Source organism: Pusillimonas minor (assembly GCF_014237865.1).
In the GTDB taxonomy this organism is placed as follows: Bacteria; Pseudomonadota; Gammaproteobacteria; order Burkholderiales; family Burkholderiaceae_B; genus Neopusillimonas; species Neopusillimonas minor.
This window is the reverse complement of the sequence record NZ_JACJUU010000001.1, coordinates 467,855-491,587: the sequence shown is the minus strand read 5'-3', so window position 1 is coordinate 491,587 and position 23,733 is coordinate 467,855. Positions and strand designations below refer to the sequence as shown.

24 protein-coding genes are annotated in these 23,733 nt (G+C 54.1%); 1 reads left to right on the top strand and 23 read right to left on the bottom strand.

Annotated features, from left to right (window positions below; all coding sequences use genetic code 11):
- Positions 1 to 130 precede the first annotated feature (130 nt).
- The 16 genes from GTU67_RS02510 to GTU67_RS02435 all read right to left on the bottom strand — a co-directional run bounded on the left by GTU67_RS02510 (position 131) and on the right by GTU67_RS02435 (position 13,382).
- Positions 131 to 1,159 (bottom strand): replication initiator protein A, encoded by a 1,029-nt coding sequence (locus GTU67_RS02510; RefSeq protein WP_185778591.1) that lies wholly within the window; start codon positions 1,157 to 1,159, stop codon positions 131 to 133.
- 88 nt (positions 1,160 to 1,247) lie between these two features.
- The gene (locus GTU67_RS02505) at positions 1,248 to 1,514 is read right to left on the bottom strand and encodes a hypothetical protein (protein ID WP_185778590.1); all 267 of its coding nucleotides are present in this window, start codon (positions 1,512 to 1,514) and stop codon (positions 1,248 to 1,250) included.
- A gap of 21 nt (positions 1,515 to 1,535) precedes the next feature.
- Complete coding sequence (gene virB11, locus GTU67_RS02500; protein ID WP_249417491.1) at positions 1,536 to 2,501, bottom strand: P-type DNA transfer ATPase VirB11; 966 nt, start codon at positions 2,499 to 2,501, stop codon at positions 1,536 to 1,538.
- 182 nt (positions 2,502 to 2,683) lie between these two features.
- Positions 2,684 to 3,883 carry a type IV secretion system protein VirB10 gene (gene virB10 / locus GTU67_RS02495; RefSeq protein ID WP_185778588.1) on the bottom strand — a complete coding sequence of 400 codons (1,200 nt, stop codon included), beginning with the start codon at positions 3,881 to 3,883 and terminating at the stop codon, positions 2,684 to 2,686.
- Positions 3,880 to 4,692, bottom strand: coding sequence for a TrbG/VirB9 family P-type conjugative transfer protein (locus GTU67_RS02490; protein WP_185778587.1), 813 nt, complete (start codon positions 4,690 to 4,692; stop codon positions 3,880 to 3,882). The genes virB10 and GTU67_RS02490 overlap by 4 nt, the downstream gene beginning before the upstream one ends.
- Positions 4,689 to 5,267, bottom strand: a complete 579-nt coding sequence (locus GTU67_RS02485; RefSeq protein ID WP_185778586.1) for a hypothetical protein — start codon at positions 5,265 to 5,267, stop codon at positions 4,689 to 4,691. Before GTU67_RS02485 ends, GTU67_RS02490 begins: the two co-directional genes overlap by 4 nt.
- Positions 5,268 to 5,278: 11 nt before the next feature.
- Entirely contained in the window at positions 5,279 to 5,539 is a 261-nt protein-coding gene (locus GTU67_RS02480; RefSeq protein WP_185778585.1) for a hypothetical protein, read from the bottom strand.
- Positions 5,536 to 6,225 carry a VirB8 family type IV secretion system protein gene (locus GTU67_RS02475; protein WP_185778584.1) on the bottom strand — a complete coding sequence of 230 codons (690 nt, stop codon included), beginning with the start codon at positions 6,223 to 6,225 and terminating at the stop codon, positions 5,536 to 5,538. Before GTU67_RS02475 ends, GTU67_RS02480 begins: the two co-directional genes overlap by 4 nt.
- 433 nt (positions 6,226 to 6,658) lie before the next feature.
- Positions 6,659 to 7,024, bottom strand: coding sequence for a hypothetical protein (locus tag GTU67_RS02470; RefSeq protein ID WP_185778583.1), 366 nt, complete (start codon positions 7,022 to 7,024; stop codon positions 6,659 to 6,661).
- 88 nt (positions 7,025 to 7,112) lie between these two features.
- On the bottom strand, positions 7,113 to 7,997 hold the full coding sequence (locus GTU67_RS02465) for a TrbL/VirB6 family protein (protein ID WP_185778582.1): 885 nt from the start codon (positions 7,995 to 7,997) through the stop codon (positions 7,113 to 7,115).
- A gap of 114 nt (positions 7,998 to 8,111) precedes the next feature.
- The gene (virB5, locus tag GTU67_RS02460) at positions 8,112 to 8,822 is read right to left on the bottom strand and encodes a P-type DNA transfer protein VirB5 (RefSeq protein ID WP_185778581.1); all 711 of its coding nucleotides are present in this window, start codon (positions 8,820 to 8,822) and stop codon (positions 8,112 to 8,114) included.
- A gap of 10 nt (positions 8,823 to 8,832) precedes the next feature.
- Positions 8,833 to 11,259, bottom strand: a complete 2,427-nt coding sequence (locus GTU67_RS02455; RefSeq protein ID WP_185778580.1) for a VirB4 family type IV secretion/conjugal transfer ATPase — start codon at positions 11,257 to 11,259, stop codon at positions 8,833 to 8,835.
- A complete protein-coding gene (locus GTU67_RS02450) occupies positions 11,256 to 11,648 on the bottom strand; it encodes a VirB3 family type IV secretion system protein (RefSeq protein WP_185778579.1) in 393 nt (130 codons plus the stop codon). Before GTU67_RS02450 ends, GTU67_RS02455 begins: the two co-directional genes overlap by 4 nt.
- A complete protein-coding gene (locus GTU67_RS02445) occupies positions 11,648 to 11,983 on the bottom strand; it encodes a TrbC/VirB2 family protein (protein ID WP_249417490.1) in 336 nt (111 codons plus the stop codon). Before GTU67_RS02445 ends, GTU67_RS02450 begins: the two co-directional genes overlap by 1 nt.
- A 107-nt stretch (positions 11,984 to 12,090) precedes the next feature.
- On the bottom strand, positions 12,091 to 12,765 hold the full coding sequence (locus tag GTU67_RS02440) for a lytic transglycosylase domain-containing protein (RefSeq protein ID WP_185778578.1): 675 nt from the start codon (positions 12,763 to 12,765) through the stop codon (positions 12,091 to 12,093).
- Positions 12,766 to 12,773: 8 nt separating this feature from the next.
- Positions 12,774 to 13,382, bottom strand: coding sequence for a TrbM/KikA/MpfK family conjugal transfer protein (locus GTU67_RS02435; protein WP_249417487.1), 609 nt, complete (start codon positions 13,380 to 13,382; stop codon positions 12,774 to 12,776).
- Between the two features lie 45 nt (positions 13,383 to 13,427).
- Here GTU67_RS02435 and GTU67_RS02430 point away from each other — a divergent pair, with 45 nt between their 5' ends.
- Positions 13,428 to 14,579 (top strand): site-specific integrase, encoded by a 1,152-nt coding sequence (locus GTU67_RS02430; RefSeq protein WP_185778577.1) that lies wholly within the window; start codon positions 13,428 to 13,430, stop codon positions 14,577 to 14,579.
- A 1,595-nt stretch (positions 14,580 to 16,174) separates the two neighbouring features.
- On the opposite strand, the gene pilV is transcribed toward GTU67_RS02430, so the two are convergent.
- Genes pilV through pilO2 form a run of 7 tightly spaced genes read right to left on the bottom strand, consistent with a single transcriptional unit; the run spans position 16,175 to position 23,722 of the window.
- The gene (gene pilV, locus GTU67_RS02425; protein ID WP_185778576.1) at positions 16,175 to 17,617 is read right to left on the bottom strand and encodes a shufflon system plasmid conjugative transfer pilus tip adhesin PilV; all 1,443 of its coding nucleotides are present in this window, start codon (positions 17,615 to 17,617) and stop codon (positions 16,175 to 16,177) included.
- Positions 17,618 to 17,640: 23 nt separating this feature from the next.
- Complete coding sequence (locus GTU67_RS02420) at positions 17,641 to 18,603, bottom strand: ATPase, T2SS/T4P/T4SS family (RefSeq protein WP_185778575.1); 963 nt, start codon at positions 18,601 to 18,603, stop codon at positions 17,641 to 17,643.
- Positions 18,604 to 18,607: 4 nt separating this feature from the next.
- On the bottom strand, positions 18,608 to 19,099 hold the full coding sequence (locus GTU67_RS02415) for a type 4 pilus major pilin (protein WP_249417485.1): 492 nt from the start codon (positions 19,097 to 19,099) through the stop codon (positions 18,608 to 18,610).
- 13 nt (positions 19,100 to 19,112) lie between these two features.
- Positions 19,113 to 20,225: a type II secretion system F family protein gene (locus GTU67_RS02410; protein ID WP_185778574.1), complete on the bottom strand. Its 1,113-nt coding sequence runs from the start codon at positions 20,223 to 20,225 to the stop codon at positions 19,113 to 19,115.
- The gene (locus GTU67_RS02405; protein WP_185778573.1) at positions 20,222 to 21,883 is read right to left on the bottom strand and encodes an ATPase, T2SS/T4P/T4SS family; all 1,662 of its coding nucleotides are present in this window, start codon (positions 21,881 to 21,883) and stop codon (positions 20,222 to 20,224) included. Before GTU67_RS02405 ends, GTU67_RS02410 begins: the two co-directional genes overlap by 4 nt.
- The gene (gene pilP / locus GTU67_RS02400) at positions 21,880 to 22,386 is read right to left on the bottom strand and encodes a type IV pilus biogenesis protein PilP (RefSeq protein ID WP_185778572.1); all 507 of its coding nucleotides are present in this window, start codon (positions 22,384 to 22,386) and stop codon (positions 21,880 to 21,882) included. The genes GTU67_RS02405 and pilP overlap by 4 nt, the downstream gene beginning before the upstream one ends.
- On the bottom strand, positions 22,376 to 23,722 hold the full coding sequence (pilO2, locus tag GTU67_RS02395) for a type 4b pilus protein PilO2 (RefSeq protein WP_185778571.1): 1,347 nt from the start codon (positions 23,720 to 23,722) through the stop codon (positions 22,376 to 22,378). Before pilO2 ends, pilP begins: the two co-directional genes overlap by 11 nt.
- Between the last annotated feature and the right edge of the window lie 11 nt (positions 23,723 to 23,733).

The following is a 23,733-nucleotide window of genomic DNA, read 5'->3' as shown; positions in this document are numbered from 1 at the left end:
TTACACACCGACGACGTTTGATTTTTTGAGCTAAATTGAGTGCGAAATTTTGTCTTTTACACACCGCACTCTGAGTTTTTGCCACGCCCAGGCGTGCATAAAAACTTTGTCTATTACACACTGATCGTACTTATTCTTCAGATTCCACAGGCTTATCGTCAATACTTGCTTCGCGATTCACGATGACTAGCATCGGGCCTGTTTTGCCCGGTTCTTCGGTCAAGACATACTCGGGTAGATCGTTGATCTGGATTTGCTTGCGCAGCATCCGGCAGAACTCTTTAAACGTGCCGGTGCTGCCACTGCGCTCATAGATCAGCTTGAACGACCAACGCGCTCGTCCGCGGCCTGCAACGCGCCGAGCCAGTCGATAAAGGTATCGACCGATTCCAGGTTCAATCAAAAAGTAGTCGGGGTGAATGGTCAGGATTTCAGGCTGCTGGGCCTGGACGACCTCCCGGTAGATCCAGTTGGGGACTTCCAGCTCAACACTAGCAACTTTGCCGTTTTCTGCATAGGACAGTACTCGGTAGTTGCTTAATAGCCCTTCACCCTCAGCCATGCGAATGACGCGCCCATTACGTCCTTTGCGTGTACGGACAATCTTGAGTGTTGTGTTCTTGAGCCGATCCAGCGTGCTTTCTAGCTCTTCGTATTGTCGACCGCCTACGGGACGCCGGCAGAACTTTAGGATCTCCATGACACTGGGCCTGATAAGTCGAGTAGGCATCTCACATCGACCTTCTCTATGCCGGTTCATGGCTTCGGTGAGATAGGAAATCGCCATCAAAATGATGTCGTAGTCCCAGACCGAGGCCATCCCGTCTGGGCCGGCCTTGACCTCGATATACCCATCGGCCAGCTCGTAATGGATGGTTTCCCCAGGGCGTTTGTCTCGTTTGGATAGGCGAAACACAGCAACATCCATCATGGACTGGCTGTCCTTGGTTGAAATGTCCCACATTGGTGGGGCGAAGAGGTCGCGCTGGGCATCTCCTGCCGGAGCATGTCGCAGCATTGATGCCATGGCGACTTCGGGCTGATTTTCGCTTTTGGGGGCCTGCAGGGGGACTGTAGCGTCGTTATCGTCCAGGTGTTTACGCTGGGCGCAAAGTGCCATGGACTTGATTCTGTCCAAAGGGGTTTGCTGGTTTTGCATGGGTTATATCTCACCGATGGGGGAGGTGTCGCATCGCTTATCCAACGGGATAACGATTGGCGGGCGCCAGGGGGTAAGCCACTAATTTTTAGTGCTTGCGCGGATCAGGTTTATGTCGGGCGTAGACCGGTAGGGGCAGTTTGTAATCGCGACAAAACTCTCTTAGCGCAATGAGCCAGGCCTTTTGGGGCCATTGCTCCGCTTGCCCCCAAGGGTTTGCCGATTTAATTGCCGCTAACGTTGCGCTATCACTCATCTGATTGCGCCGGCACTGGTCATAGACATCCAACATGATCATGTAAGCCTGGCCGATTTCCTGATTGCGCAGGCTGTGCTCGTGTCTTGTGCGCGTCATGTGCATTCCTTTTGTTTAAGGTCAGGCTGTTTCACTGGGCCGCTGCGGCTTGAAGTAGACCTGCGCCAGCTTGTAATTTGCAAAGTACAGGGCGATGTCCAAGGTTGAGTGCAAATAGCTACGCAACGTGTTGACATCAATCTGGTTGCCTGCAACGGACTGCTTTATCAACATGGCGACCCGATCAAAAACATCCCGTGCGCTATTGGCATGGATGGTCGTAATTGAGCCCGGGTGCCCGGTGTTCAGTGCCGCCAGGTACTCCCAGGCTTCTGCGCCGCGAAGCTCCGATAAGAAGATCCGATCCGGTGAGCTGCGCATGCAAGCCTCTACGCAATCAGTGGCACTGACCTGGCCAACTCCTTTGCCGTAGATCAGATGAACGCGGTTCGGATGGTTGGGCAAGAACAGCTCATGGACGTCCTCAATGGTGATCAGGCGCTCGGTATCGGGGATTCGCTCAATAAGGCTGCGTGCAAACGTGGTTTTGCCCGATCCTGTTTTGCCGCCAATGATGATGTTTTTGTGATGAAGTGCCGCAAATTCAAGAAAAGCGCGCATATCGCCACGGTCTTTGAGGGCCAGAAGGTGCTTGTCGACATCATTGAGGTGGGTTGTGTCACCGATTGGGTCACTGGTGTCTTGCCAGTCGCTAAACGCGCCTTCCTCAGTCAGTTCATCCAGGCTTTTGACAATAGAGCTGTGCTTACGAATGTTGATCGAGATCGTGTCTTCCAGCACCGCTGGCGGCTGCATGACCTGACCGCGCTCCCCGTCAAGCAGCTTGAGCGACATGATTGGCGAAAAGTTGACGTTGTTGTAGCTGGCCATCGTAGCGACGAGCGCTTTGAGGTAGTCAAACGTAAGTTCAGGGGCTGACTTTTCGTGCCAGGCGCCCTTGATACGCACAAAGATAGTGCCTGGCCTGGGGATGGTGACCTCACGCACCTCGTCATCACGAAGGTAGATTGAGACGGGTCTGAGCATCTGGCGTAAGGCCAGGCCCTTGCTAGAGTTTGGTTCTGGTTGAGCGGGTGCAGTGGGTCGAGCATCTGAGACGGCGGCTAGATTTGAGGTTGTCATATTCACAACTTTCTAAATGTGGGTATCCCTTGCACTGCTCGCGCAGCGCAAGGGCGGCGTGAAGGGGGGAGAACGTAGGCAGGCGGCTATCGGCGCTGGCTTAGCATGGGGTCATTGCTTTGGGCTGGGCGCAGCGCATAAACACTGCTGAAGTCCAGGTCGCGGGCAACGTAAATCCCGATTCGACCGGCCTGATTGCGGTAAAGCGTGGGCGGGATATTGATGGTGTTGTCCAATACGGTGGTGATGGCCTGTTGGGCCGCATCACTTGAGTTATCAAAGCGGATGCTGCCTTCATTGCTGCTACCACTACCTTGGCGGCTCACCCAATTGCCAATGTCACCAATCAGGCTGATCATGATGGCCCCGCCGAACCGGGCAGCAAAGTGCGTATCAATCTCTCCGTCCAGGCCTGCCTCGCCAAGCGCGCCGGTACCGGGTGAGTCCAAATGCACCACCACACCGTCAGGTGTCTCCAGGCGTGACCAGACAATCCCGATTCGGGGTTGGCCATGCGCGAGCACGCCTTGTTGATAGCCCACAAAGATAGTGCCTGGATCAATGAGTACGACACGTCCACTGACCGAGCGCACTTCACGCGTGGCGTAGCAAGTAATCATCCCGGCCTGAGCTGAGACGAACTTGGTTTGCTGAACGCAGTCGATCATGGCCCCTTGAGTAAGCAACAAGTCTCGGTTTTGCAAGAGCCCGGCCTTGGCCATGGCTAGGCGAAGTGGGCGCAAGCGATCGGCCATGGGGCCTTCATCCCGTTGTTGGTTGGCACCGGACGTTGCACTATTTTTATCGTTTGCGCTTGTCTGGCCACTTTGTTGACCTTGCAGGCCAGGGGTGAGGCGTCGCTTCTCGATAGGGTCTTCGAAAAGTAGCTTTCCTCTGGGCGGGTCTGAAGGGGTAGTGGCCTGGGCGAGTTCAGGAACCAAAGGGGCCGGTTCTACTTTTGGGGTGGGAGCCGGCGCAGGCGGTAAGAGTGGTTGGCTAAGCTTTAACTCAGGCAACACGTTCTCGATCTTGCTCCTGGTAATGCCGCTTTTAGTGTCCTCGTTAGCGCTTTTTCCGTTCAAACGAAGGATAAGCAACACCAGCAAGAACAGCACCGTTGCGGCCAACATCAGCAAAAAAGCTTTGGCACCGGGCGCCATGGGTCGTGCAGCATCATTAAAGTCCGCAGGCCCTTGATCGTCAACGATAGTTTGCGTCTGTGCCTCAATTTGGGCGACAGCATCGATGGCAGCGGATGAACCTCGCTCAGATTTGAACCAACTCATGGCAAAGCCTCCGTGCGCAATACACGCTCAACGTCAGGTGAGATTGTTCGTGTGGGCATCGGGCGGGCTTGATGGCTACTTTCATTGTGAATCGCCAACACCTGTTCACCCAGACGTAAATGCCACTTGGCCGCAATGCGATGCATGACGATCGTTTGAGCGTCTGCCATATGGCGGTTGGCTATGACTTCATTGCCGTCAGCATCGACAAAGTAAACGGCGGGTAAGTCTTGCCCAGGTGCAAAACGCAGCCAGGTCTGTGCGCCATCATCCCAGGCGTTGACAGGTGCCAATGATTGGTCACCACTCATGGTGTAGCTCTGCCAGTTAATGGCAACGCCGGTTTGATCCAGGGCCTGGTTGATTTGATGCTGCGCGGCCTGAGCGGCGCTGATCGCCGCCTCGCTTTCAGGGTAGTTCAACGTAATGCGGTGGGTTTCCTTGCCCTTGCCGGGTGCAGCGTTTTGAAGCAAAAAGGCGTAATTACGTTTGTCGGTGATGACAATTAAGTTGGTGTCAGCATTTGCCGCGATGGGTTTAAGTAGCAAGTGCTTGCCCACTTGCTGAAAGTCATAGGCCAAAGCGTCGCCAAAGGCATGGGTGACGTAGGTCTCATCATCAGCCAGCACAATGTGTGTGGATACGCCAGCCACTGTATTGACCGCGATAACGTTGGCCGGGTCATATTCGGTGCTGCGAATTCGGGCGTCTTTAGGGGAGGCCTTGGGATTATCCAGAGCGAGGGACTGGCCGGGGGTGAGCGTTACCGCCAGACCCAGGCACAGCGCCGTCAACGTGCGCAAGATCATAAGCTGCGTTCCATGGAAGGTTCAGATTTAGAGGCGGTAAGTTCTCGACCCAGGCTCATACCCGCATCCATTTGCTGTTCATGCTCAACGCGCGTGACCAGGCCAACACCACCGATAGCAACATTGGGATAGTGAATTGAAAGGTCTTTATCGCGCTCGGCCGCTTCAAAGGCGCAAACGAGGCTGGTTTTTGCGTGAACGATCAGATCGCCGGTTTCTTTATCGAGCTGAACGACACAGTTGGGCGTGGTGCCAACCACAGGTCCAACGTACTGTTTGCCGGCCTCAGGTTGGCGCATCTGCTTGTCTTGCTCAAAGTACAAGTCAACAGCGCGGCGCTGTGCCTCCATACGCATTTCGAAGTGCTTGGCCAGCATGGGCGCAACCTGGATCGACAAGGGCAGTCGTAGGTCGGCTTCTTTTGATAGGTGATCTTTGCACAACCGACTGGCACCGTATAGGTCACGTGCAGCGTAACGCTCAAGTTCCTTGTAGAGCGCGGTTCGCTGCGCATTGGACAGTTCGTGAGCGTGTTCTAGGCGTGCAGCTAATTCTTGGTCTTTTTGCGATGACATGATCAATCTCCTTATTGTTTTCTGGAGGAGGGGGGCAAGGCAGGAATCAGCAGCCAACGGCAAAGGCCGATCGCGCTGATGACGATATATCCGGCTTGCATGGCGATCAGGCCGTAGGCGCTTGTCATAAGCGCATAGGCGATCCAGCAACCGTTAGACAAAAGAAAGGCCAGGAAACCCCAGCCTGAAAGTCGATGGTTTGCGGCCAGTAGGGCCGCACCGGCAAGCCCAAGTAGGGCGCCGAGCCATTCAAATATGCCGAGCCAGGTCATTTGCCACCCACCTCAACGTCTGTCGTGTAGCTGAGCACTTGAAAGCCAAGCGGGTTTTCTCGACCCACGGCCTCGGACAAGTCAGCATTGATATAGCCGTAGGCTAAGGTGGCCAACAGGTGCTCATCAGGCCCGCTGGCCTGGTTTAGATTGTTTTCCAGACGGCGCGTGAACCGCACGGTGGCACTTTGATTTGGCCCGAGCGTGATTGATCGCACATTGACTCGAACCCGAGTGTGGTTACCGTACAGTTGGTCAAGGGCTTTATCGCCTTTGAACTTTGCGTAATAGGCGCGTTGCACTGTCGGGTCGCTAAAGAGGGCGCAACGATCGTAGTTGCTTTGGATGGTGTACCAGTCATAGCTCTCGCAAGCCAGGATGTACTGGTGAATAAAGAATCGGGCAATGCGTTCGCCGTAGTCTTCTTTAGGATCGGCCAGGCTGGTGATGTTCTCGATCATCCCGGTTGCGTTATCAACGCGCACAACATGTAGTTCGGGCGCTGCCTTCAGTGGCGTTAACCCTGCCACAGCGACTACGCTGGCTAGGGCCAACGTGCTGGCACCGATTGCAACTCGCCATGCGGTTCTACGAGATTTAAGGATTTCAGCTAAGAGGTCACGTTCCTGGCCGCGTGCACGGGCCAGCTCGTCGTCAAGCGACAGCTTTGGATCTTCGGATGACATGGTATTTCCTGGAAATGAAAATGCAAACGTAAAAAAGCCCGCCGTTTGAGCTAAAGGGCAGGGCTGATATACGTTTAAGGGAAGGGGGCTTGTCGCGGGCGCGACAAATGAAGTCAGTGGCTAGGCCACTGCAGAGGACTTGTCAAAAATATCGAATTAGTGTTCGGTGGGGCGGCAGGTTGAGTGATCAGCTTGTCCCACCGTGTCAGATTAATAAGTACTGACGGCTAGAGCCTTTGTAAAACCGCCACAACGTTTTGCCAACGGTACTTAACTTGCGATGCTGTATTAGCAGAGTCCAAAGCCGTTAACGTCGCCTTGATACGATGCGAGAGCAATAAGAAGAATTTGCGATTCATAGTTGCGAAGCAATGTACTTTCTGGGTTTTAGGCCAAAACAGCTAGCAGGTGTCGCGCCTGGTGCAAATACAGCTTAGTTGTAGCGGCGACTGTCTTCGTCTCGCCGCTGGATTTCCCACCTTCTCTCTAATTCTTTTTGGTTCCGACGCGAATTTTCATTCGGAGTGTTTGTCCAAATGATCGCGTGAAACAGGGCTTTGAGTGGCCACCAGACTAAGGGACGAACAATCCAAACTAGGGCGAAAGAGGCACTTCGAGAGCCCCAAAGCATTAGTCGCGTGAACAGACTGTTGGTTGCAATGGTTTGCAGTGTTTCTGATAGCTCGGCAGCAGCTGCGTCAGGCTTCCCCAAGTCAATGCGCTTAGGGTTGTCGCCTAGGCCGGTTAGCTCGTTCTTCTGAGCGTCTTTGGGCCAAAATGGTTTGAACGTGTCGCTCATAATAAACTCCGCCATTAGGACAGATCGTTATGAAAAATGTTCACTAACTGTACCAGTAAAACTGGCTGGCTGTACAGTGGTTTGAAATTTAAAGTTTGCCAAGAATTGGCATCTCAATCCCTCTTCCACCCGTAACTTTTTCAACAATCACCGCGGGAAGCTTTAGGAGCGTGATTGCGACAAACGATACCAATAGGAGGACCCCAAGAATCTGAAACACGTTAATGACATCTGCGCTAACCATCGTTGTGATGATGCGCTGGATATAACTGAGCATGCCCATAACTAGGCTGAAGACCATGGTGAAGACCAAGCCATAGAACGCAAAATACAGAGCTTGTTCTACCCACTGGTTAAAAAATTTCTTAGTCGGCTCAAACAAGTAGGCTGCGATAAAGAATGGGCCAAGCATGACGACTAACGCCATGCCAACTTTAGCGACCGTCATTAGAACTAGACCAACAATCGTGACCAGGGTGTACAACACAACGATAATGATCGAAACCGTCGCAAAAACCACGGCTCGGAACATATCGCCCAAAACACTTGGGGAGCGATCGCCGATATTTGTCGCAGTTTCAAGTCCCGCATTATGAAATTCGGCCAGTACATCTCTTACATTACCTGGACCACCAGTCATGATCTGTAGTAATTCATCCGGTAGTGCCAGCATTGCGCCCATGATTTGAGTCTGGTAGAACCCGCCAGCCTCAATGATTGCCACCACAAAGACAATCCTGAAAATATTGATAAGCGCTTTGCCAAATGGCGTCGGGATTTGTTGTGTTGCCACCATAACCCCGTAAATCATCAGGCTAATGGCAACAGCGATTTCCAGTGGTAGCCAAATTGCGCTGATGACGCGTTCAAGATTGCCTGCCACGCTCGATAAGAGCATTTGGTTGATCATTTGATCCAGCCACTGAACGATATTGCCAAGACTGGTTAGGGCGATGGATGGCGTGGTGTCCATATAGAGAAGTCCTGGGGAAGGTGTAGCGCCCGGCCAAAGCGACCGGGCTGGATCGCTGAAATTTGCTAGTCAAAAGTTGCGCTGGTCGCTTAATCAGCCTGAGCGCGACTTCACTTATCGAATGTTTGGAATCGGCGCTCGAATGGCTTCTACACTAAATGACGACTCTTTTGATAGCTGTGCAGCTTGCCGCTCGATCAAAGCTTTCTCTGCCTCAATCTGCCGGCTTAACAGGTCGGCCCGCATTTGGTCGGCCATGATGTTGGCCTGTTCCACTTGTAAACGCGCCTGTAAGTCCGCGATGGCTTTAGGGTCAGTCGCCAGATTTATCTGGGCTTGTAGTTGGTCGACCTGGTTAAGGCGCGCTAATGTCCCGGCCTGGGCCTGTTCTAAAAGCGCTTTGCTTCGCACACCCAAGTTCTCTACACGCCGGGTGAGCGCTTGGTTGTCGACTGAAAAATCGCCACTTAACCGCTCTTCGCCTTGTATGCGTTCGATCGAATGGGCGATGGAACCTGCAGAATTCTCGCCAGAACGAAGGACAGCTTGAACGTCATCGGGTAGCGAACGACGAATGGCTGGGTTGTTGAGCAGATCCCCCAAATTACGCGTGCCGGTCAGTGCTTGGTATTGACGGTTAGCGCTTTCAAGTTGCGCTTTGAGTGTTGCGATTTGTTCCAGGTACTTGGCCAGAGATTCTGCATGTTGTAGCGCCCGCGCACTAATGCTGGCGGTGTCCGTTACTGGAATTTGTGCGTAGGCATTGCCTCCAATAAAGGCCAGTAAGGCAATTCCAATATTTCCAAAATATTTAAAAGCTTTCATTTTCATTACCTCAGGTTTTTTTACTGATTGCCCGTACTTTCTCGAAGTAGATGGGTAGCCAGTCTTGTGGGTTGTTGCCGCATTCGGCGCGTGCTGCCTCGGCCAGAAGTGCCATGTCTTCCGAGCCGGAGAAAACAAGCAGGGCGTCGGGGCAGGTTGATAAGTCCAGTTGAGCCGTGACGATGGCTTCGCCTTGCTTGACGACAAAGCGACGACTGAATTCGCCCAGGTTTTTAATCAGGTCGAACTCGGCCTGGTTGAGCTTGAAACCGTCGATGTACTCTTCGGCCGTTGCCTTGGTGTTTGGCAAGTACACGCAGGTCGCTGACTGCTGAACCAACGATTTGCCCACCGGGTTGTCCAAAATGGCACCGGGCTCCTGGGTGGCAAAGATAAAGACGCCGTTTTGTTTTCGGATCGTGCGTGACTTGTTTTGCATTATGTCTTGGAAGTAGGGCACCTTGAGCGGGTGCTGAACTTCGTCAAACACGTAGGCAAAACGTCGGCCGTCAATCATCGATTCGGTTCTAAAGATCAGGTACGTGAGTGCGGCGTCACGAATCGGCCCCGCTTCGAGAAACTCTGTCAGGTCAAAGCCAAATAGATCGTGGTGCGATAAATCCAGTTCGTCTGAAGGGTTGTCAAAGACCCAACCGTTTTCGTGACCGGCACACCAGCGTTCCAGTCGTTCTCTCAAACTTAGCGACGTGCCGTCCTGAGAAGCTGCCGAGGGCAAAAACTGCAACAACGTCGAGAGTCGCCGGTCTGCATGATCAACAAACTTGGTGAGCTGGTCGATCGCTTGAGTTATGGCGCGTTGGTCGTACAGGGACGCTTCTTTGCCCTCGTTACTGGCCAATAGCGTGGTCAGTTTGCGCATGAAGGCAATGTTGCGCTCGTTGGGCGTCAGTTGCAGGTAGTTCCAACCCGTGGGTGTACCCAACTGCAGAGCAAAATACTTGCCGCCCATGGCCTGCACCGCCACCTGCATCCCCCGGTCTTTATCAAATACGGCGCAGGTGTAGTTGAACTTTCTGGCTTGTGTAATTAAGTGTCCCAGAAGCACTGTTTTGCCCGTGCCGGACTGCCCGATGAGCATGGTGTTGCCCAGTCGTCTTGCCCCAGTTTCATCCGTTTCTGCCAGCGACGTATGAAAATTGAAAAAGTAAGGCGTTCCACTATTGGTTTTGAGCATGGTGACCGCTGGCCCCCAGGGGTTTTCATTGGGCTTGCCAAACAGGTAGTTGTGCAGGCCTGAAAAACTGAGGAAATTGAGCGAGGAGATCGCGGCGGGCCTAGGGCGCCAATACCAATTGCAGGGCAACTGCGCTCGCCACGCAGCCACCAGTGCACGATCCACCGGCCGCGCGATGATCATGTTGTCGCTTAAGACCCCAATGGCATCAGCGGCATAGCGCAACGTTTCATCACTCGTTTCACCAAAAATCATCATCGTGGCATGGTGATCTCCCATAATCATTTTGCCCGCAGCCAGGTCATCGAGCGCCAATCCAATTTCGGCGATCTGAGTTTTGGAGTCGTCGCCGGAGTCGCTTAGCCAACGGCGCTGCCGAACCAGTGCGGCACGGCCCTCGGCGCGAGACATCGCGCAAAAGGACTGGGTGAGGATGAATTCAAATGGCAAGGTGAGCAGATCATTGAGGTGCCCGGGAGGGTTGCTGGATGGATAGTCCCTGACCTCGATCATCGTGAAGCGGCGTGTGAAGTCTGTACCGCGCAGCTCGCCTTGTGCGCCATGCAAAGAAAAGAGCGGTCGGGCTGCCGGCAGGTAATTGCATAAGCGTGATTCGAGCACCGGGACGGCTTGCTTCTGGCCATTGAGCAACAGGCCCAGGAACTCGGCAGGCTCAGAAAATCGACCATTACCGCGTTCAACGATCTCAAGCAGTTCACCCGAATAGCGCTTCAAACTACTTTGAAGCTTACGGTTGATGTCGTCCAGTTGCTCGATCGCCTTGGTCTGCCAGGCCTCGATGTCTTTGGCCGATCGGCGCTCCATGCGAGAAAAGAACTTCATGGAGGAGTCCACCATCATGCGCAGGCTCACCGTCAAATATAGGTCGTTGACCATGGGTGGTTTGCCTTCGAACATGCGCCGATAGGCCGCATCGTGCTCGCGCGAGAACCAGTCCGGATAGTCGCTTTGCGGGTACTCCATGGCGCGACGACGAATAAGGTGGGTATATAGGCCAATTCCGTTTGGAAAGCCGCGTAGCACGTTGTTTAGCTCTTCGCGCCAGGCCGCCATTTGCGCCTGGGAAAAGCCTTCAAATGTGCGTCCACCAATACGCCACACGGAAAGGTACTCCATAGACTTTGTCGAAATGATTGTCGGCGTGACGTGGTGGGAGTAGGGCACATGCTTGGCGAGCCCGGGTTCATAGATCGGGCGCTGAAGGTCTGCAGGATGATTCATATGTCTGAGTCTTCCCTTTGCCGGCACCAGGCGCGACGGCGGTGATACGGCGTGGGTGTGAATGAAATGGCGTTCCAAAAGCGCTTGTTCGCCGCGAACAATTTGGTGCGAACCCATAGTTCCAGCGTCCAAAAGGCGCGATCGTCGTGGCGACTGATGATGGCCATGATGGGGTAGAGGACGGGTATGAGCAGCAATAGCCAAATCGTGAACATGGCCAGAAAACCGACAATGCACATCATGATGACGAAGGGGCGGGCGGGGACCCCGCCTTTAATCGTGGCAACCCGAGTCGCCCCTTTAAAGAGACGTACATGATGCTCGGGGATTGCTGAAACGGGAGTGTTGTGAGTGTCGGTGTTCTGTACTTGTGGCTTGGGCGCAGCCATCAGAACACCAGTTCAATTACGCCGCCGGCAACCAGGCCTGCGAAAATCACGCCGCCCGTCCACATGTAGAGTGTGTCTTTGCGGATCAAGTCCATGCTGTAGGCTGCGCCCAGCAACCCGCCTGCGATCAGACAAACAACAGGGATGATCAGCCAAAGCCAGTCGCGAAGCTTTTCCATAGTGCTAGTGGTTCGAGTTAGCCCACCCGACGTTTGCGCCCAGCTAAGCTCGGGCAAGATGAGTAGCAGCGCGGCCAGGCCAAGAAGAACGAGTACCTTGAGCATTGTTGCGGGTGACAGGTCAAAGTGTTTGTTGGTGCAATGTGTTGCGGTCATGGTGGTGTACATAAATGCCTCAATAGGGGGTAAGGCCGATGACACAGGTCGATCGGCCGATTCAATGAAAAAAGGAAATGGGTTGTGCTGATAGCCTGTGTATCGGGCTATCGGACGTGGTTGGTGTTGATAAGAATTGAGCCAACCGATCGACGGATCGGTTGCGCACCTTGGAAAGCATCCGGCCGGGGCTGTGAAAATGCGTCGGGCCTTGGCTGCGAAAACGCATCCCCAGTTTGGGGTTGGGCGTTTGTGGTGGGTTCGGGCGCTGCGGTTTGCGGCTTTGTGTTTGGCGAAGCCGTCGACGGTGCGCTGGTCAGTGCTGGAACCTTCAAGCCTGCCCCGGCAAGCACTTTGCGCACATAGCCATTTTTAAGCCCATAAGTGTAGTTGCCCGTGTTGTAGCAGCTAAGTGCAGCATATAAGGCGGCTTGGCCCTGATGGGCTTTACTGGCGCCTTCGTAACACTGCACCAGGACGCGTTGGGCGGCTTTCAGGTTCGTGCAGGGGTCAAAGACGTTCTCGGGTGTGATGCCCAGCCATTTCCAGTTGGCGTTGTTGATTTGTCCGTAGCCTGCATCAAAACTCGCGCCTTTAGCCTGTAGCTTTCGCACCTCGTCAACTGCTTCCTGGCGAGATTTGGGGAAAATGGACCTGCCAGGTTTACCGTTAACGCCAATAGCCAATGGGTTAAAGCCTGATTCGTGACGAACGATGGCCGTGATGGTGGTGACATGCACGTCTGGCGCGCAGGTTTTTGCTAACTCTATAAATTCGATCATGGGTAACCTCACCAATCGCTGTCGTACTGTTCCCGCTCTCGTTTCTTCTTTTCTTCCAGCGCGGCCTGGTATTTGACGAGCTCAGCTTCATATCGTCCAGGTTCAACCCAATAACCACCATCTTCAGGTTTTCCAACGTATTTTGGGGTTGTCGCGTCCAGATCGGTGTACGCGTGACCGGTGTAGGCGCTGCAGTACCCCGGTTGGGTATTGCCGATCTCTATGTAATCGCGGCCTCGCCGGTCCGTCTTGAGGGTTTGCAGGACTTGATTCAGCGAGGCGGCGTCACAACGGCCGGCGCCTTGCGAGATGGCCTGTACAAGGGAGGCCATGGCCGGGGTTTGGCTTGCCACGGGGCATTGCTGCAGGAAGCTCAGGCGCGCACTTAAGGTGTCTGAAAACTTGCGCTTCTTGATGCCGAAGTAGTGCGACAAAGCCGGACTGCACGCGCCAATAGAACCGCCTGCGCTGGATGACAGGCAAAGCAGGGCTTCACATGCCAAGCGCGTCGTACCTGAAAAAAGTGCCTCATTGTCTGATTGTGCATGTACAGTGCCAGCGGTCAGCGCGCTGGCAAGCAACAGCATACGAGCGGCTAATAATTTCGGTTGACTCATATGGGTTCTCCATAAGTTCGGTTTTGATTGGTTTGAAGAGTGGATATGACTTCTGTACAACAGCCTTTGCATCCAGTGACCCTGGCCCACGGCCTTAGGCACTATCAACGTGTGGTGTCCATCTTGAAAAAGGGTTACGAGCAAGAGCGTTATCGCGTCGCGCAGCTTGTTCGGTCTGATTTGGGCACAAAGCTTGTCCATGAAATAACAAGCGTTGACATTGCCAGCTACCGGGACGCGCGTTTGATGTCGATCAATACGAAAACGGGCGGCCTGATTTCGCCGGCTACCGTCAGGCTTGAAATGTCCCTGCTGTCTAACTTTTTTGACTTGGCGCGAATTGAGTGGGGCTTTACGGCCAGTCCCAACCCGTGTGCTGATGTCCGAAAGCCCAAGCCGCCGCCTGGTCGAGAGCGACGCCTAACCGCCCGAGAGGAGCGGTTGATACTTCGTTATGCTGCAGGGCATTCGAACCCGGAACTGTATTCAATCGTTGTCATCGCCTTGAGCACTGCCATGCGACAGTCCGAAATTCTGGGTTTGCGCTGGGAGCATATAAATTCCCGCACGCGTGTCGCGCATTTGCCCGAAACCAAGAATGGATCAAAACGTGATGTGCCGTTGTCCCCTAGGGCCAGAGAAGCTATCGCCCGTATGGGGACAAAATCCCAAGGGAAGATTTTTGCCTACACCAAACACGGTATTAAATCGACCTGGCGTTTCATGCTGCAAAAATTGTCGATCGAGGATCTGCATTTTCATGACCTTAGGCATGAAGCCATATCCAGATTCTTTGAATTAGGGACGTTGGACATGATGGAAATTGCTGCGATTTCTGGTCATAAGTCTGTGTCGATGTTAAAGCGCTACACCCACCTTCGGGCTAACAGGCTGGTGCATAAACTAGAAGGCAATAGGAACAAGGCTCGCTTAGCCGTCATGCGTGATATCGTCCCGTACCCGGCCATCGTCACCGCCACCGCTTCAGGAGTTGCATTATCGTTTCCTGATTTCGATCAGGGGCTGCGTATTGATCGCGCAACCATAGAAGAAGCTGTGCCGGCGGCACGAGATGTGCTGCTCAGGGCCTTGTTATTAGCAATTCGTGAAGGGAGAAAACTACCGACACCTGACGAGTTTTTGCTCGATACACCAGCCTGTGATGTTCTGATCGTGGACCCCATGGCTGAAGCTTGATACTTTTTTGACGCAAAAGTCGCAAGTTTTGAGGCATTTTTGCCAATCCGGTGTCTGGCGAGAACAAGGTGCGGGCCTAGTAAAGTACGGCGGTGGATATGCCTCGATTAGTTATGGGAACTGCGTGTATCCAAATCCCATAACATATAGTTGTTCTTGCCCAGCTGGCTACACTCCAATTGGTATTCAAAGCAATGATTGGCAGCACATTCAATGCTACGCCAGACGCTAATTTGCCAATCCGGGGTGTGGAAAAAGAACACGGAGCAGAGCCCCGGCCAATGGTGGTCCTCGACCTGTTATGCATTTCAGTTCTGGAATGGAAACAGCGGATACCCATACAGAATCGGTCGGGGTGCTGACATCTGTTTTCGCATCAGCGATGTGGGTGAATATGGTGGCGCAATATATATGTGCTGCCGAGGGGACTAATTTGCCAATCCGGTATCTGGGGAAAAGTTAGCAGAGGACTTACACAACGGTCTAATGGGTCAAGTTATGGTTATCCGACTGGATATCATTACGATGTTTTTTGCATACTCTGGGCCCAAGAAAATGGGGTCGGAAGCTACTTGTCGGGTACCGTTTGGTACGACATCAGCAGCAATCAACCGTGTTCTACTCTTTTCTTCATGATTCTGTAGTTTGTTTTGCCAATCCGAGGTGTGGAAAAGCTTCGGCAAAACAGGCTATTACTGTAGCTATGTAAACTTTAGCCAGGCATGGGCGTGGAGCTACGTAACTGCTCCCGATCCTTACCCTGGTTGTGCGGTTTATGCTCCGGGGAGCATATGGGCTCAAGGGACGTGCGGTTGCATCAAATTGACGCTTTCATAATCGCTCATTTTGCCAATCCGGTGCTTGGAAAATGCAAGGTGCTAGGTATAAGTACGGTGGAAATTTTTTCTATAACTACAGTTACTCGTGCATCTCGGGAAATGTATTCACTGGCTGGTGCTCTTGTCCCGCTGGATACTCGGCGTATGACCGTTGGTCCTCAGGATCAGTTGGTGATAACGGTCTGATTCACTACGACTGCTTGTCAAGCAATTAGCTGTTAGCAAATTGCCAATCCGGGATTTGGACAAAATCAAAGGGACCTCCTGGAAATTGGTTTGTAGTTAATGGGCCGGTGGTAAGTGGTGGGAATAGTTCCGTTGCGACCTGCCCAGGAGGGACACGACTTATGTCTGGTGGGCATAGTTATACATGGCTTGGAGACGACAAATCACCTCTCGCAAGTTACCCAACTGCCTCTAACCAATATGTAGTGGTGTCTAACTACGTAACCACCGCTTATGCGATAGCCCTTTGTGCCTTTTGATTGCCAATCCGGGATTTGGGATAAACAAGATAAAAGCGCATTGCGCTACGGCGGAGCATTCATGGAGGCTATTGGCGGACCTTATTCTTCAGGTTGCGCAATTCCACATGCGATAACTGGTAGATGTTCATGCCCTGCCGGATATTGGGCCATCAAAACTTCGGCTGGCTACGGATACTATGCTGCACCATGGGACACGATTTATTATGGATTTGCGTGTGAGTCTTGGAACTAGCGACCCTCGCTGTAGGCCTGCACAAATACAGCTAGCCTAACGACAAAGATATAAACTGCCAGAGCTATCGGCGGAACCCATTTGGCTAACCAGTGATGCGACATATCCAGAAGGGCATGAGCAATAGCCAGTAAATGGGTTTACTGTACCGCATTGGGATCCCCAATAGCCGCTGATCCAGTTATAGAGTCCCCCGAACCTATAGGACGACGCTGGCGGCGCAAAACTTGATATAGCCACGCAGCTGCCACCGGTATAGACGGTGCCATATGGGCACGTGGCGGCCGAACGCGACCAAATGGATTCAGGTTTTCTCCAAATCCCGGATTGGCAAGAAAGTATCAAGCCAGCAGCATCACGACCAATCAAGCCATTAGGTGAGCACGCTTGTCCCTCGACTGCGATACCGTCAATCTGCATGAATTCGCCAGACTTGACTCGACCGGCAGCTGATAAATTGCCCGATTGATCGACGCTGGCCAGCTCTGATGACCAGGTGCCGTTCATCCAGCGATACTTGCCGTTCTGGTTCTGTAGCCAGATGGTTTGACCGTTAGCAGCGGTCATTTGCATGCGTTGGCCCTCACCATCGACCCAGTTCAAGGTGGCGCTCTGATTCCAGAGGCCGTTTTCGCAAAGCATGGGTGTGCCGGCCGCATTGCGGGCGATGGCCCCGTCAGGACTGCAAGCCGTGGCTTGGGTGACGATTCGCGTCAAGTGCGCTTCGGCCGTCTGGACAACTTCAGCGTTCTGGATCGAGCTTCCCGCCATGTCAATGTCGGTATTCATCTGGTTGACTTCAGGACGTCCCGGTACCGCGTTTCGGTACAGGTAATCCGCCAACATGCCTGCATCGCTGTAAAACATGCCCACGGCCAGATGTCCAGCACCTGGATTAACACCAAAAGCATTTACCGGCACCTGCCACCCACCGTTATTGCCTACGGCCAAGGTGGGGTCACTTGATCTAATGCTGCCACCGGCTTTGAGCTTGCCCGCGATACGCAGTAGCTCATTATCAGGAATCGGCTGCCCACCCTCAGTTATTACCATCGGCTCAAGGACATTTCGCTGATTGGCGCCTGCGCCTTGCGTAACGTAACGGATGCGCAAGCTATACCCTTGAGAGTAAGGGTTCAGGTCTGATAGCGCTTGACTTAGATAGCCCGTATCTCGCAGGTCAGTCGTTGTGACAGTGGTTGCCGGACCGTTCAGGGTCAGCGTACTGGTTAGCGGCGCATAGTTATCTTGAACATATTGCGCGGCTGCCAGGCTCACTTTCTCCAGGTGGGCTGCCGTTTCGTTGACGCGTGGCGTTGCCCGGTATCGGGCAAGCGGCTCGCTAAAGCCCTGGTAGACGAGAAACATAATAGCCACGGCCGCCAGCATGGAACCCATGCCAAAGCCGGCCTGGTTGCGCGGTTGAGGTTGGGTGATGCGGTTAAATAATGCCCGCGTCAAATTTGAGCATTGAGTCATACTGGCAATCTCTTGGTTAAGGTTCAAAAGCCGCGCACCCGTCGCGAAGCTTGAAAGGCAATATCGTCGTTCAGTGCCATGAAGTTGCCGTCACGGATCTTGCCGATGATCCCGCTACTGATTGGATTGTGACGATCCACAAGCAGGCATCGAGGGGTGTAGCGGGCAAACGGCTCGCCCGAGGCGGCTCGGGTGTAATCCTTGGTTAAATGAATGACACCCGCCAAGGTCATCGCCAGTCTTGCGTTAGCTTCAGCGCTACTGGCCTTATCAGCCCGCAGATAAGTTTGATACTTATCCAATGCCTCTTCGACCGAAGAGGCGTGCATTGTGGCAATCACCGGCATGTCAGTGTTGGCAATGTCCTGCGCCTCGATCGCCGTTCTGGCTTCGCGAATCTCCCCGATCAAGACAAAATCGGCGCGTGAGCGGCGCACATGTTGCAAGGGAGCGTGATAGCCGCCGGTCTGGGCAGAAACGGGTACTTGAACAACGCGCCCGTGGCCGCAGCGGCCCGCCATGCGTACCTCACCGGCTGGATCTTCCAGTGCGATACCCAAGCCGCCCAGCTGACTAATGCGATGACAAAATAGGCTGGCCGCAGTGGTGGTTTTACCTGTCCCAAAGCCACCAGTTACCAGAATCAGGCCTTGCAACCTTGGGCGTTCGATAAATTCAACAAAGTCTTTCGGGACGGGAAGATCTGCCAATGGACGAACCTGCGCGTCAATTCGAGACAGGAACCACACCGGTTGCTCTTCCAGGTTCATGGTGGTTACCCGAAAGCGTAGGGTTTCATATTGCAGGGTGAATTCCGAGGCCTTTAGATGCTCTTCTAAACACCTGGTTCGGATAGCATCGACATCGGTGCCGTGGGAGACCTGTACATCCATCATCTCAGTGAGGTCAGGACCTTCGACCTTGGCTTCGCAAAAATCTGTGCCAAGCACAAGGTCGACAAATCGCAAGTCATGCAAGCTAGACATGGCGTCAATAGGCGATAAAGGTCAGATCTGAGTTACCCGTTGCGGCGCAGGTCGGCAGTGGCGCAGCGAACTCGCCGCTATCAGTGGCGCGAGCCAGAAAGCGATCGCAGGCTGATGCGGGAATGCTGTTGTACTGAATTTCCAGTTGACTGGCTGTGCCCGAAACGACCACGGTGCCGCTCCAACCATTTCGAACGGTGCCGCCTGACTGGCCGCCGGTCATGTTCCCAAAAGCGCGAATACGCTGCAGTGCGGCGTTATCTACCGATGCGTATGAGCCGTTCGTTTTGAGGGATTTGGCGCCACTGACGATCGACATTAGATTGGTGCTTTCGATCGTGACCGAGTAGCTGTTGGTGATATAGCGATAGATCCCGTAGGTAGCCGCGAGTGCCAGCGCTACCAGGGCGATCGAGCCCATGGCGGGCAAAGTGAACATACCGCGTTGCGGGTTGACGGTTGTTTTGCGCTTAAGAATGAAGCGAAGCAAGTTCATGGTTGAAACCTTTTTAGCGAAATGACATTGAAATAAGTTCAAAAATGGTGCTCATGAGCAGGGCGATCCACAAAAGCACCCAAACCGTGCCGATGCTATTGGCGCGTTTTGAATACTTCTCGATGAAGTACGTGGTGTCGTCCAGCCAGTTCTCGGCGTACTCGATCAGGGCATCTGCAAAGCCTGATTGGGAACTCATACTTTCTAGAACCGGTAGCGCCTCCCAATCCGGAAACTCGTGGCCCGCATGACGAAACGATTCGCCCAGGTTGTAGCCTTGACGAACGCCATACATGGCCGCGTTGATCCGGGATTTAAGGTACGGGGTAGCGGTGCTGGCCAGGATGGCCAGCGCACCTTGAAGCGGTAGGCCGCTTTTTTGAAGAACAGCAAATGAATATAAAAACAGCGCGCCCTGGATGCGCCGATAAAACGACCACGGTGCAAAGCGATCGGCTTTGGTGCGCCAGCCACCGCACCATCGAGGTAAAGATAACGTGATCCCGATGGCCAGCAGGATGGGCACGGTGATGGCTAACAACCAGTAATCGTGCACCGACTGGGCGGCAAAAATCGTCAGTTGCGTTAACGGGCTGTAAGTATCAGTTCGGGTGATCTCCATACTGGGTAGCACAACGCCAGCGATCATGTACAAAATACCCATAAGCCCCAGGATCAAGAACAATGGGTAGGCAAAGGCGCCAATGATTTGTCGCCACATGCCGCCTTGCTGGCGGGCGAACTTGCCAGCCATCTGGCAAGCCTGCGCCAAATTGCCAGATGATTCCCCCGCAGCCAGAATGGCGCACTCGGCCGAAGGGAGCCACTCACGCAAGGCTTCAGACAGCGGTAAATTGCTGTGCAAGATGCCGGTTTGAGCCACTTTGGCGATGGTCGGTACAAAAGGGGGCCGTTTGGCCCCTAGTAGCGCCGCCATGCGATTAGCCATGCGTTGCCCGGCCGATAGATGCGCGCCAAAGGTATCGGCCAGTTTGCGCAGGGTTTCCAGTTTCCTGGCTCCCGCACGCTGATATAGATACATGGCCCGGTAAAAGTCGATCCGCTGCTCACGTTTGAAGGCTTTGCGTCTGGCTCTGGCGTTCAAGTATCGGACTAGATCATTCAAGTGCTATCTCCCCAGAGGTGGGCATCGGCATCCAAAGGCGAAACAATGCGTTCGGCATCAGCCGGATCGATCAGACCTTGGTTAATCTTTTCGATCATGTGGGCCGCTTTGGTGATTCCGCCACGCTCCCTAACCCAAAAGCGTCGCATGGCTTGCGCGCCCTCATGTCGAAACTTACTGAGTAGAGCGTGATCCGTTGTCATCACTTCGGCGCAGATGGTGCGAACACGCAAGACGCCGCGATAGCAGTGATCGCATCCAGAGTAGTTACGCAATCGAACCGTATCGGCGGTGCAATGGGCTTTGATGCGACGTTCAAGCCCTTCGGCTAAGCCGGATTGGCCTTTGGTAAAGCTGACGCTGCAGTGAGGGCACAGTTGTGGCACCAGGCTTTGGTTAGCGAAAAGCCGGAAAATCTCCGGATCGCTTAAATAGCCCATTTCAATGCCGGCCTCTTGCAAGCGGGTCGGTACCAAGGTGGCTGAACTTGCGTGCAGCATGCCCCAGGTCAGGTGGTTGGTCAGCGCGCTTTTGAGGGCAGCGTCCATGGTTTCGCGAAGGCGAAGCTCACCAGCGATGATCCAGTCCGGGTTCCAACGCATGAGGGTTTCAAACCCGGCAATCCAAGCCTGGCCCTCTGCTTCGCGTCCCAGCCCTTTGCGAAGTACCGCCTTTTGCACAACCCCGTAAATTGGAATCTCTGGCGGGTCCTCCAGCGCGATAACCTTGCGACGGCAACCATCGAGCTTCTGGCGAAGCCCGATAAAGTTTGCCAGTGAGGTAGATTTACCCGAACCGGTCGGACCACTGAAAAGGGCGATACCCGATGCGTGTGCGGTCACGTCGTTAATCGCGTCGTTCTGCGCTTGGGAAAAACCGAGCTTGACCAAAGAGCGAGGTTCACCCAGGTCATAGTGCAGCCGAAGTGCCATGAAAGGGCGCTCTTCGTCGGTCGGTCCGGTCGACACTCGCACCTGATGCAGACCCAGGCCGCTGGTATGACGTTTCGCAATGCGCCCGCTTTGATCCCGAGTTGGGTCGTAATGCGGGTCAGTTGCTTCAGACATTGAGTCGTAGATCGTGCGCACCAACTGTTTCGCGCGCTCTGGCTTCATGGAAAAGCGGCGCTCGATGTCACCCACAATCCGATAATGGATTTCAGCGCTATCAGGATAGACCTCAATGAAAATATCCGAGGCCTGTTCTTTAGCCGCTTCGGAAATCATCGAAATGGCATAACTCTCTTCAGCTGTGCGCCGAAGTCCCGCCAGACCGGTGGCCGTTGGATCTGCCGCTGCCGTGTACAAGCGCTGAATTTCAGAATATGGCACTTCATAGACCGTGTGATATGGAGCGATTTTGCCTTCTGAGAGTGCTTTGCGCCGATCCAGGCTGGCGATGTAACTGCGCACCAACATGTCGCTGCGTGCGTCTTCAGTCAGGTAAAGCACGCCGTCATCCGTAAGCGCGGCTTTGGCGCGCACTGCGGGCACGGCATGGTAATCATGATCGTCGATGGCCGATACAAGGACCAGGCGATCTGGCGCGTCAGTCTGATTCTGTGTCAGCGCTTCGGGCGTTTCAGGGACCAGGCGGTCGAGTTCAGGAAGGTCAAGTGTCTCTGATGCGTTCAGACCGGCATCCACCAGCGTATTCATGGCAAGCGTCCTTGTGGGGGAGGTACAAAAGAGGGCGGCATCATGGCCGCCGGCGCACTGTTCTGGCTTGGTGTGGGCGCGCCGCTACTGGCGGCACTCAGGTCGATGAGCTCGTCGTTGTGCTTGAGCTTGACGCCGTTCTCGTTGATCTGGGCGACGACGTAACCGCCAGGCAGCAATTCACCGTGCGAGACAATCACTGATGAGCCGTCGTTCAGATAAAGCTTGGCTAACCAGCCAGAAGCGGTTGAGCGACGCCATGCTAGTTGCGGCAGAGTGGGGTTAGTCAGGTCGGCAGTTTTCGCTGCGCTATCAAAGCGGCCCAGTTCAGCACGCTGCTTTGCTCTGTTGGCCATGGCTTTAAGCAAAATCTCCTCTTGCAAGATGGCGTCCAGGTCGCTGACGGTTACCGGCGGCTTGTCGGTCTGGGCATGACCGAGTGTCGGTAGGGACAAACTGCTAAAGAGAACCAGCAGTAAGTGGGCGGTATGTTTACTCGCCATAAAGTTCACCTTTTAAAGTCCAGTTCAATTCCCCATTGCCGCCAAAAGCCAAGCCAATTTCTTGCAGGCGAATGCCCGGCAAGTTGAAATCAGCCAGAAGCGATGTCGGGTTACGGGGTGTGGATTTGATTGACCAGCGCAGTGTTTTCCAATGCGGTGCAGTCAGTTTCGGGTCTTGCACGTTTGGCGGTGGGGCGTAGCCCGGTGCCAGCGTGGAGGTTGTTGTGCTGGTCTCAAAAGGAACCAGACGTTCTTGCCACCAGCTCATAAAGGCAGCACTTCGCACGTTGAGTGGGGCCAAGGCGTCGTCGCCACCTGCCGGCATGGCCATGGGCCAATCCAATGTGCCCAGGTCACCGTCAGTGGAGAACTGAACGCCAACGCCGGTACGCCAGCGCTGAGCCGCTTGAGTAAAGCCGCGAACCGTGCGCCCGTCTGTTCGGGCGAATGAGGCACTGGCGGTTTTAGCCGAACATTGGGCGTTGAGCAGCACCCAACCATCGAGCGTCAAAGGAACTTGCCCGATGGCATCAGAACAGTGCTGCGCCAGGGTCAGTACCGCAGGCTGTGAGGTCCACGGACGCATCAAGGACAAATCCGAAGCGCTTAACCCGACTTGACCGCGCAAGCGTTCAAGCTCCTGTGCGCGAGCAAGGGCTCTTTCTTGCGCAAGCCGCGCTTGGTGATGCTCCCAAAGTCCCCAGGCACTGGCTGCGGCCAAGAGGAGTACACCCCAGACAACCCAGGTCACGAGGTTATGGTTGTTTAGTGTCAGGCGTTGGCGAAGACGGTGGCTGCGCCGGATATTGGGAATGAGGTCGGCAAGCTCAACTGGCTTGGCGTCGGCCCAAAGTTCAGGTGGCGCATACACAACCAGCTCACCTGCACTGACGCTACCCGAGAGCGAGTTCCAAAGCTCCTGGATTTTGTGCTGGGCCTCTTGGGCATCGAAGACGCCGTCAGAGTCGGGAACGATGGCATTGTGCAGTGCAGCGGCTAAGGCGAAGCGGCCATCGGGCAATGCAAAAGCAGCAATAAAGGTTGCGCCAAGACTATCGGCCGCTACCGCCGCCAGCGAGACCGTCCCTTTTTTGGCACGGCCCCCGCGCACGACAAAACCTGCTTGTACGACATCCGTATGGCGACGAAGTAATACGACCTCAAGCGCCTGTTGGGTGCGCTCGCGTTCACGTCGCGCAATTTTCTTGGCTTCTTGCATGTAATTCTGGCTGCCGGGCAATACTTGCCAGTACAGGCCAGAAATTAGGATACGGCGCCCCACCTTGATCGGGGTGACGCCTTTGACAGTTTTAAAAAGAGTGACCGCTTGCGTCATGTCGCTGTTGT

Bases quoted from the DNA above. Each gene is read 5' to 3' on its own strand.
- GTU67_RS02510 (WP_185778591.1), bottom strand. From the start codon at position 1,159: ATGCAAAACCAGCAAACCCCTTTGGACAGAATCAAGTCCATGGCACTT.
- GTU67_RS02505 (WP_185778590.1), bottom strand. From the start codon at position 1,514: ATGACGCGCACAAGACACGAGCACAGCCTGCGCAATCAGGAAATCGGC.
- virB11 (WP_249417491.1), bottom strand. From the start codon at position 2,501: ATGCTCAGACCCGTCTCAATCTACCTTCGTGATGACGAGGTGCGTGAG.
- virB10 (WP_185778588.1), bottom strand. From the start codon at position 3,883: ATGAGTTGGTTCAAATCTGAGCGAGGTTCATCCGCTGCCATCGATGCT.
- GTU67_RS02490 (WP_185778587.1), bottom strand. From the start codon at position 4,692: ATGATCTTGCGCACGTTGACGGCGCTGTGCCTGGGTCTGGCGGTAACG.
- GTU67_RS02485 (WP_185778586.1), bottom strand. From the start codon at position 5,267: ATGTCATCGCAAAAAGACCAAGAATTAGCTGCACGCCTAGAACACGCT.
- GTU67_RS02480 (WP_185778585.1), bottom strand. From the start codon at position 5,539: ATGACCTGGCTCGGCATATTTGAATGGCTCGGCGCCCTACTTGGGCTT.
- GTU67_RS02475 (WP_185778584.1), bottom strand. From the start codon at position 6,225: ATGTCATCCGAAGATCCAAAGCTGTCGCTTGACGACGAGCTGGCCCGT.
- GTU67_RS02470 (WP_185778583.1), bottom strand. From the start codon at position 7,024: ATGAGCGACACGTTCAAACCATTTTGGCCCAAAGACGCTCAGAAGAAC.
- GTU67_RS02465 (WP_185778582.1), bottom strand. From the start codon at position 7,997: ATGGACACCACGCCATCCATCGCCCTAACCAGTCTTGGCAATATCGTT.
- virB5 (WP_185778581.1), bottom strand. From the start codon at position 8,822: ATGAAAGCTTTTAAATATTTTGGAAATATTGGAATTGCCTTACTGGCC.
- GTU67_RS02455 (WP_185778580.1), bottom strand. From the start codon at position 11,259: ATGAATCATCCTGCAGACCTTCAGCGCCCGATCTATGAACCCGGGCTC.
- GTU67_RS02450 (WP_185778579.1), bottom strand. From the start codon at position 11,648: ATGGCTGCGCCCAAGCCACAAGTACAGAACACCGACACTCACAACACT.
- GTU67_RS02445 (WP_249417490.1), bottom strand. From the start codon at position 11,983: ATGACCGCAACACATTGCACCAACAAACACTTTGACCTGTCACCCGCA.
- GTU67_RS02440 (WP_185778578.1), bottom strand. From the start codon at position 12,765: ATGATCGAATTTATAGAGTTAGCAAAAACCTGCGCGCCAGACGTGCAT.
- GTU67_RS02435 (WP_249417487.1), bottom strand. From the start codon at position 13,382: ATGAGTCAACCGAAATTATTAGCCGCTCGTATGCTGTTGCTTGCCAGC.
- GTU67_RS02430 (WP_185778577.1), top strand. From the start codon at position 13,428: ATGACTTCTGTACAACAGCCTTTGCATCCAGTGACCCTGGCCCACGGC.
- pilV (WP_185778576.1), bottom strand. From the start codon at position 17,617: ATGACTCAATGCTCAAATTTGACGCGGGCATTATTTAACCGCATCACC.
- GTU67_RS02420 (WP_185778575.1), bottom strand. From the start codon at position 18,603: ATGTCTAGCTTGCATGACTTGCGATTTGTCGACCTTGTGCTTGGCACA.
- GTU67_RS02415 (WP_249417485.1), bottom strand. From the start codon at position 19,099: ATGAACTTGCTTCGCTTCATTCTTAAGCGCAAAACAACCGTCAACCCG.
- GTU67_RS02405 (WP_185778573.1), bottom strand. From the start codon at position 21,883: ATGAATACGCTGGTGGATGCCGGTCTGAACGCATCAGAGACACTTGAC.
- pilP (WP_185778572.1), bottom strand. From the start codon at position 22,386: ATGGCGAGTAAACATACCGCCCACTTACTGCTGGTTCTCTTTAGCAGT.
- pilO2 (WP_185778571.1), bottom strand. From the start codon at position 23,722: ATGACGCAAGCGGTCACTCTTTTTAAAACTGTCAAAGGCGTCACCCCG.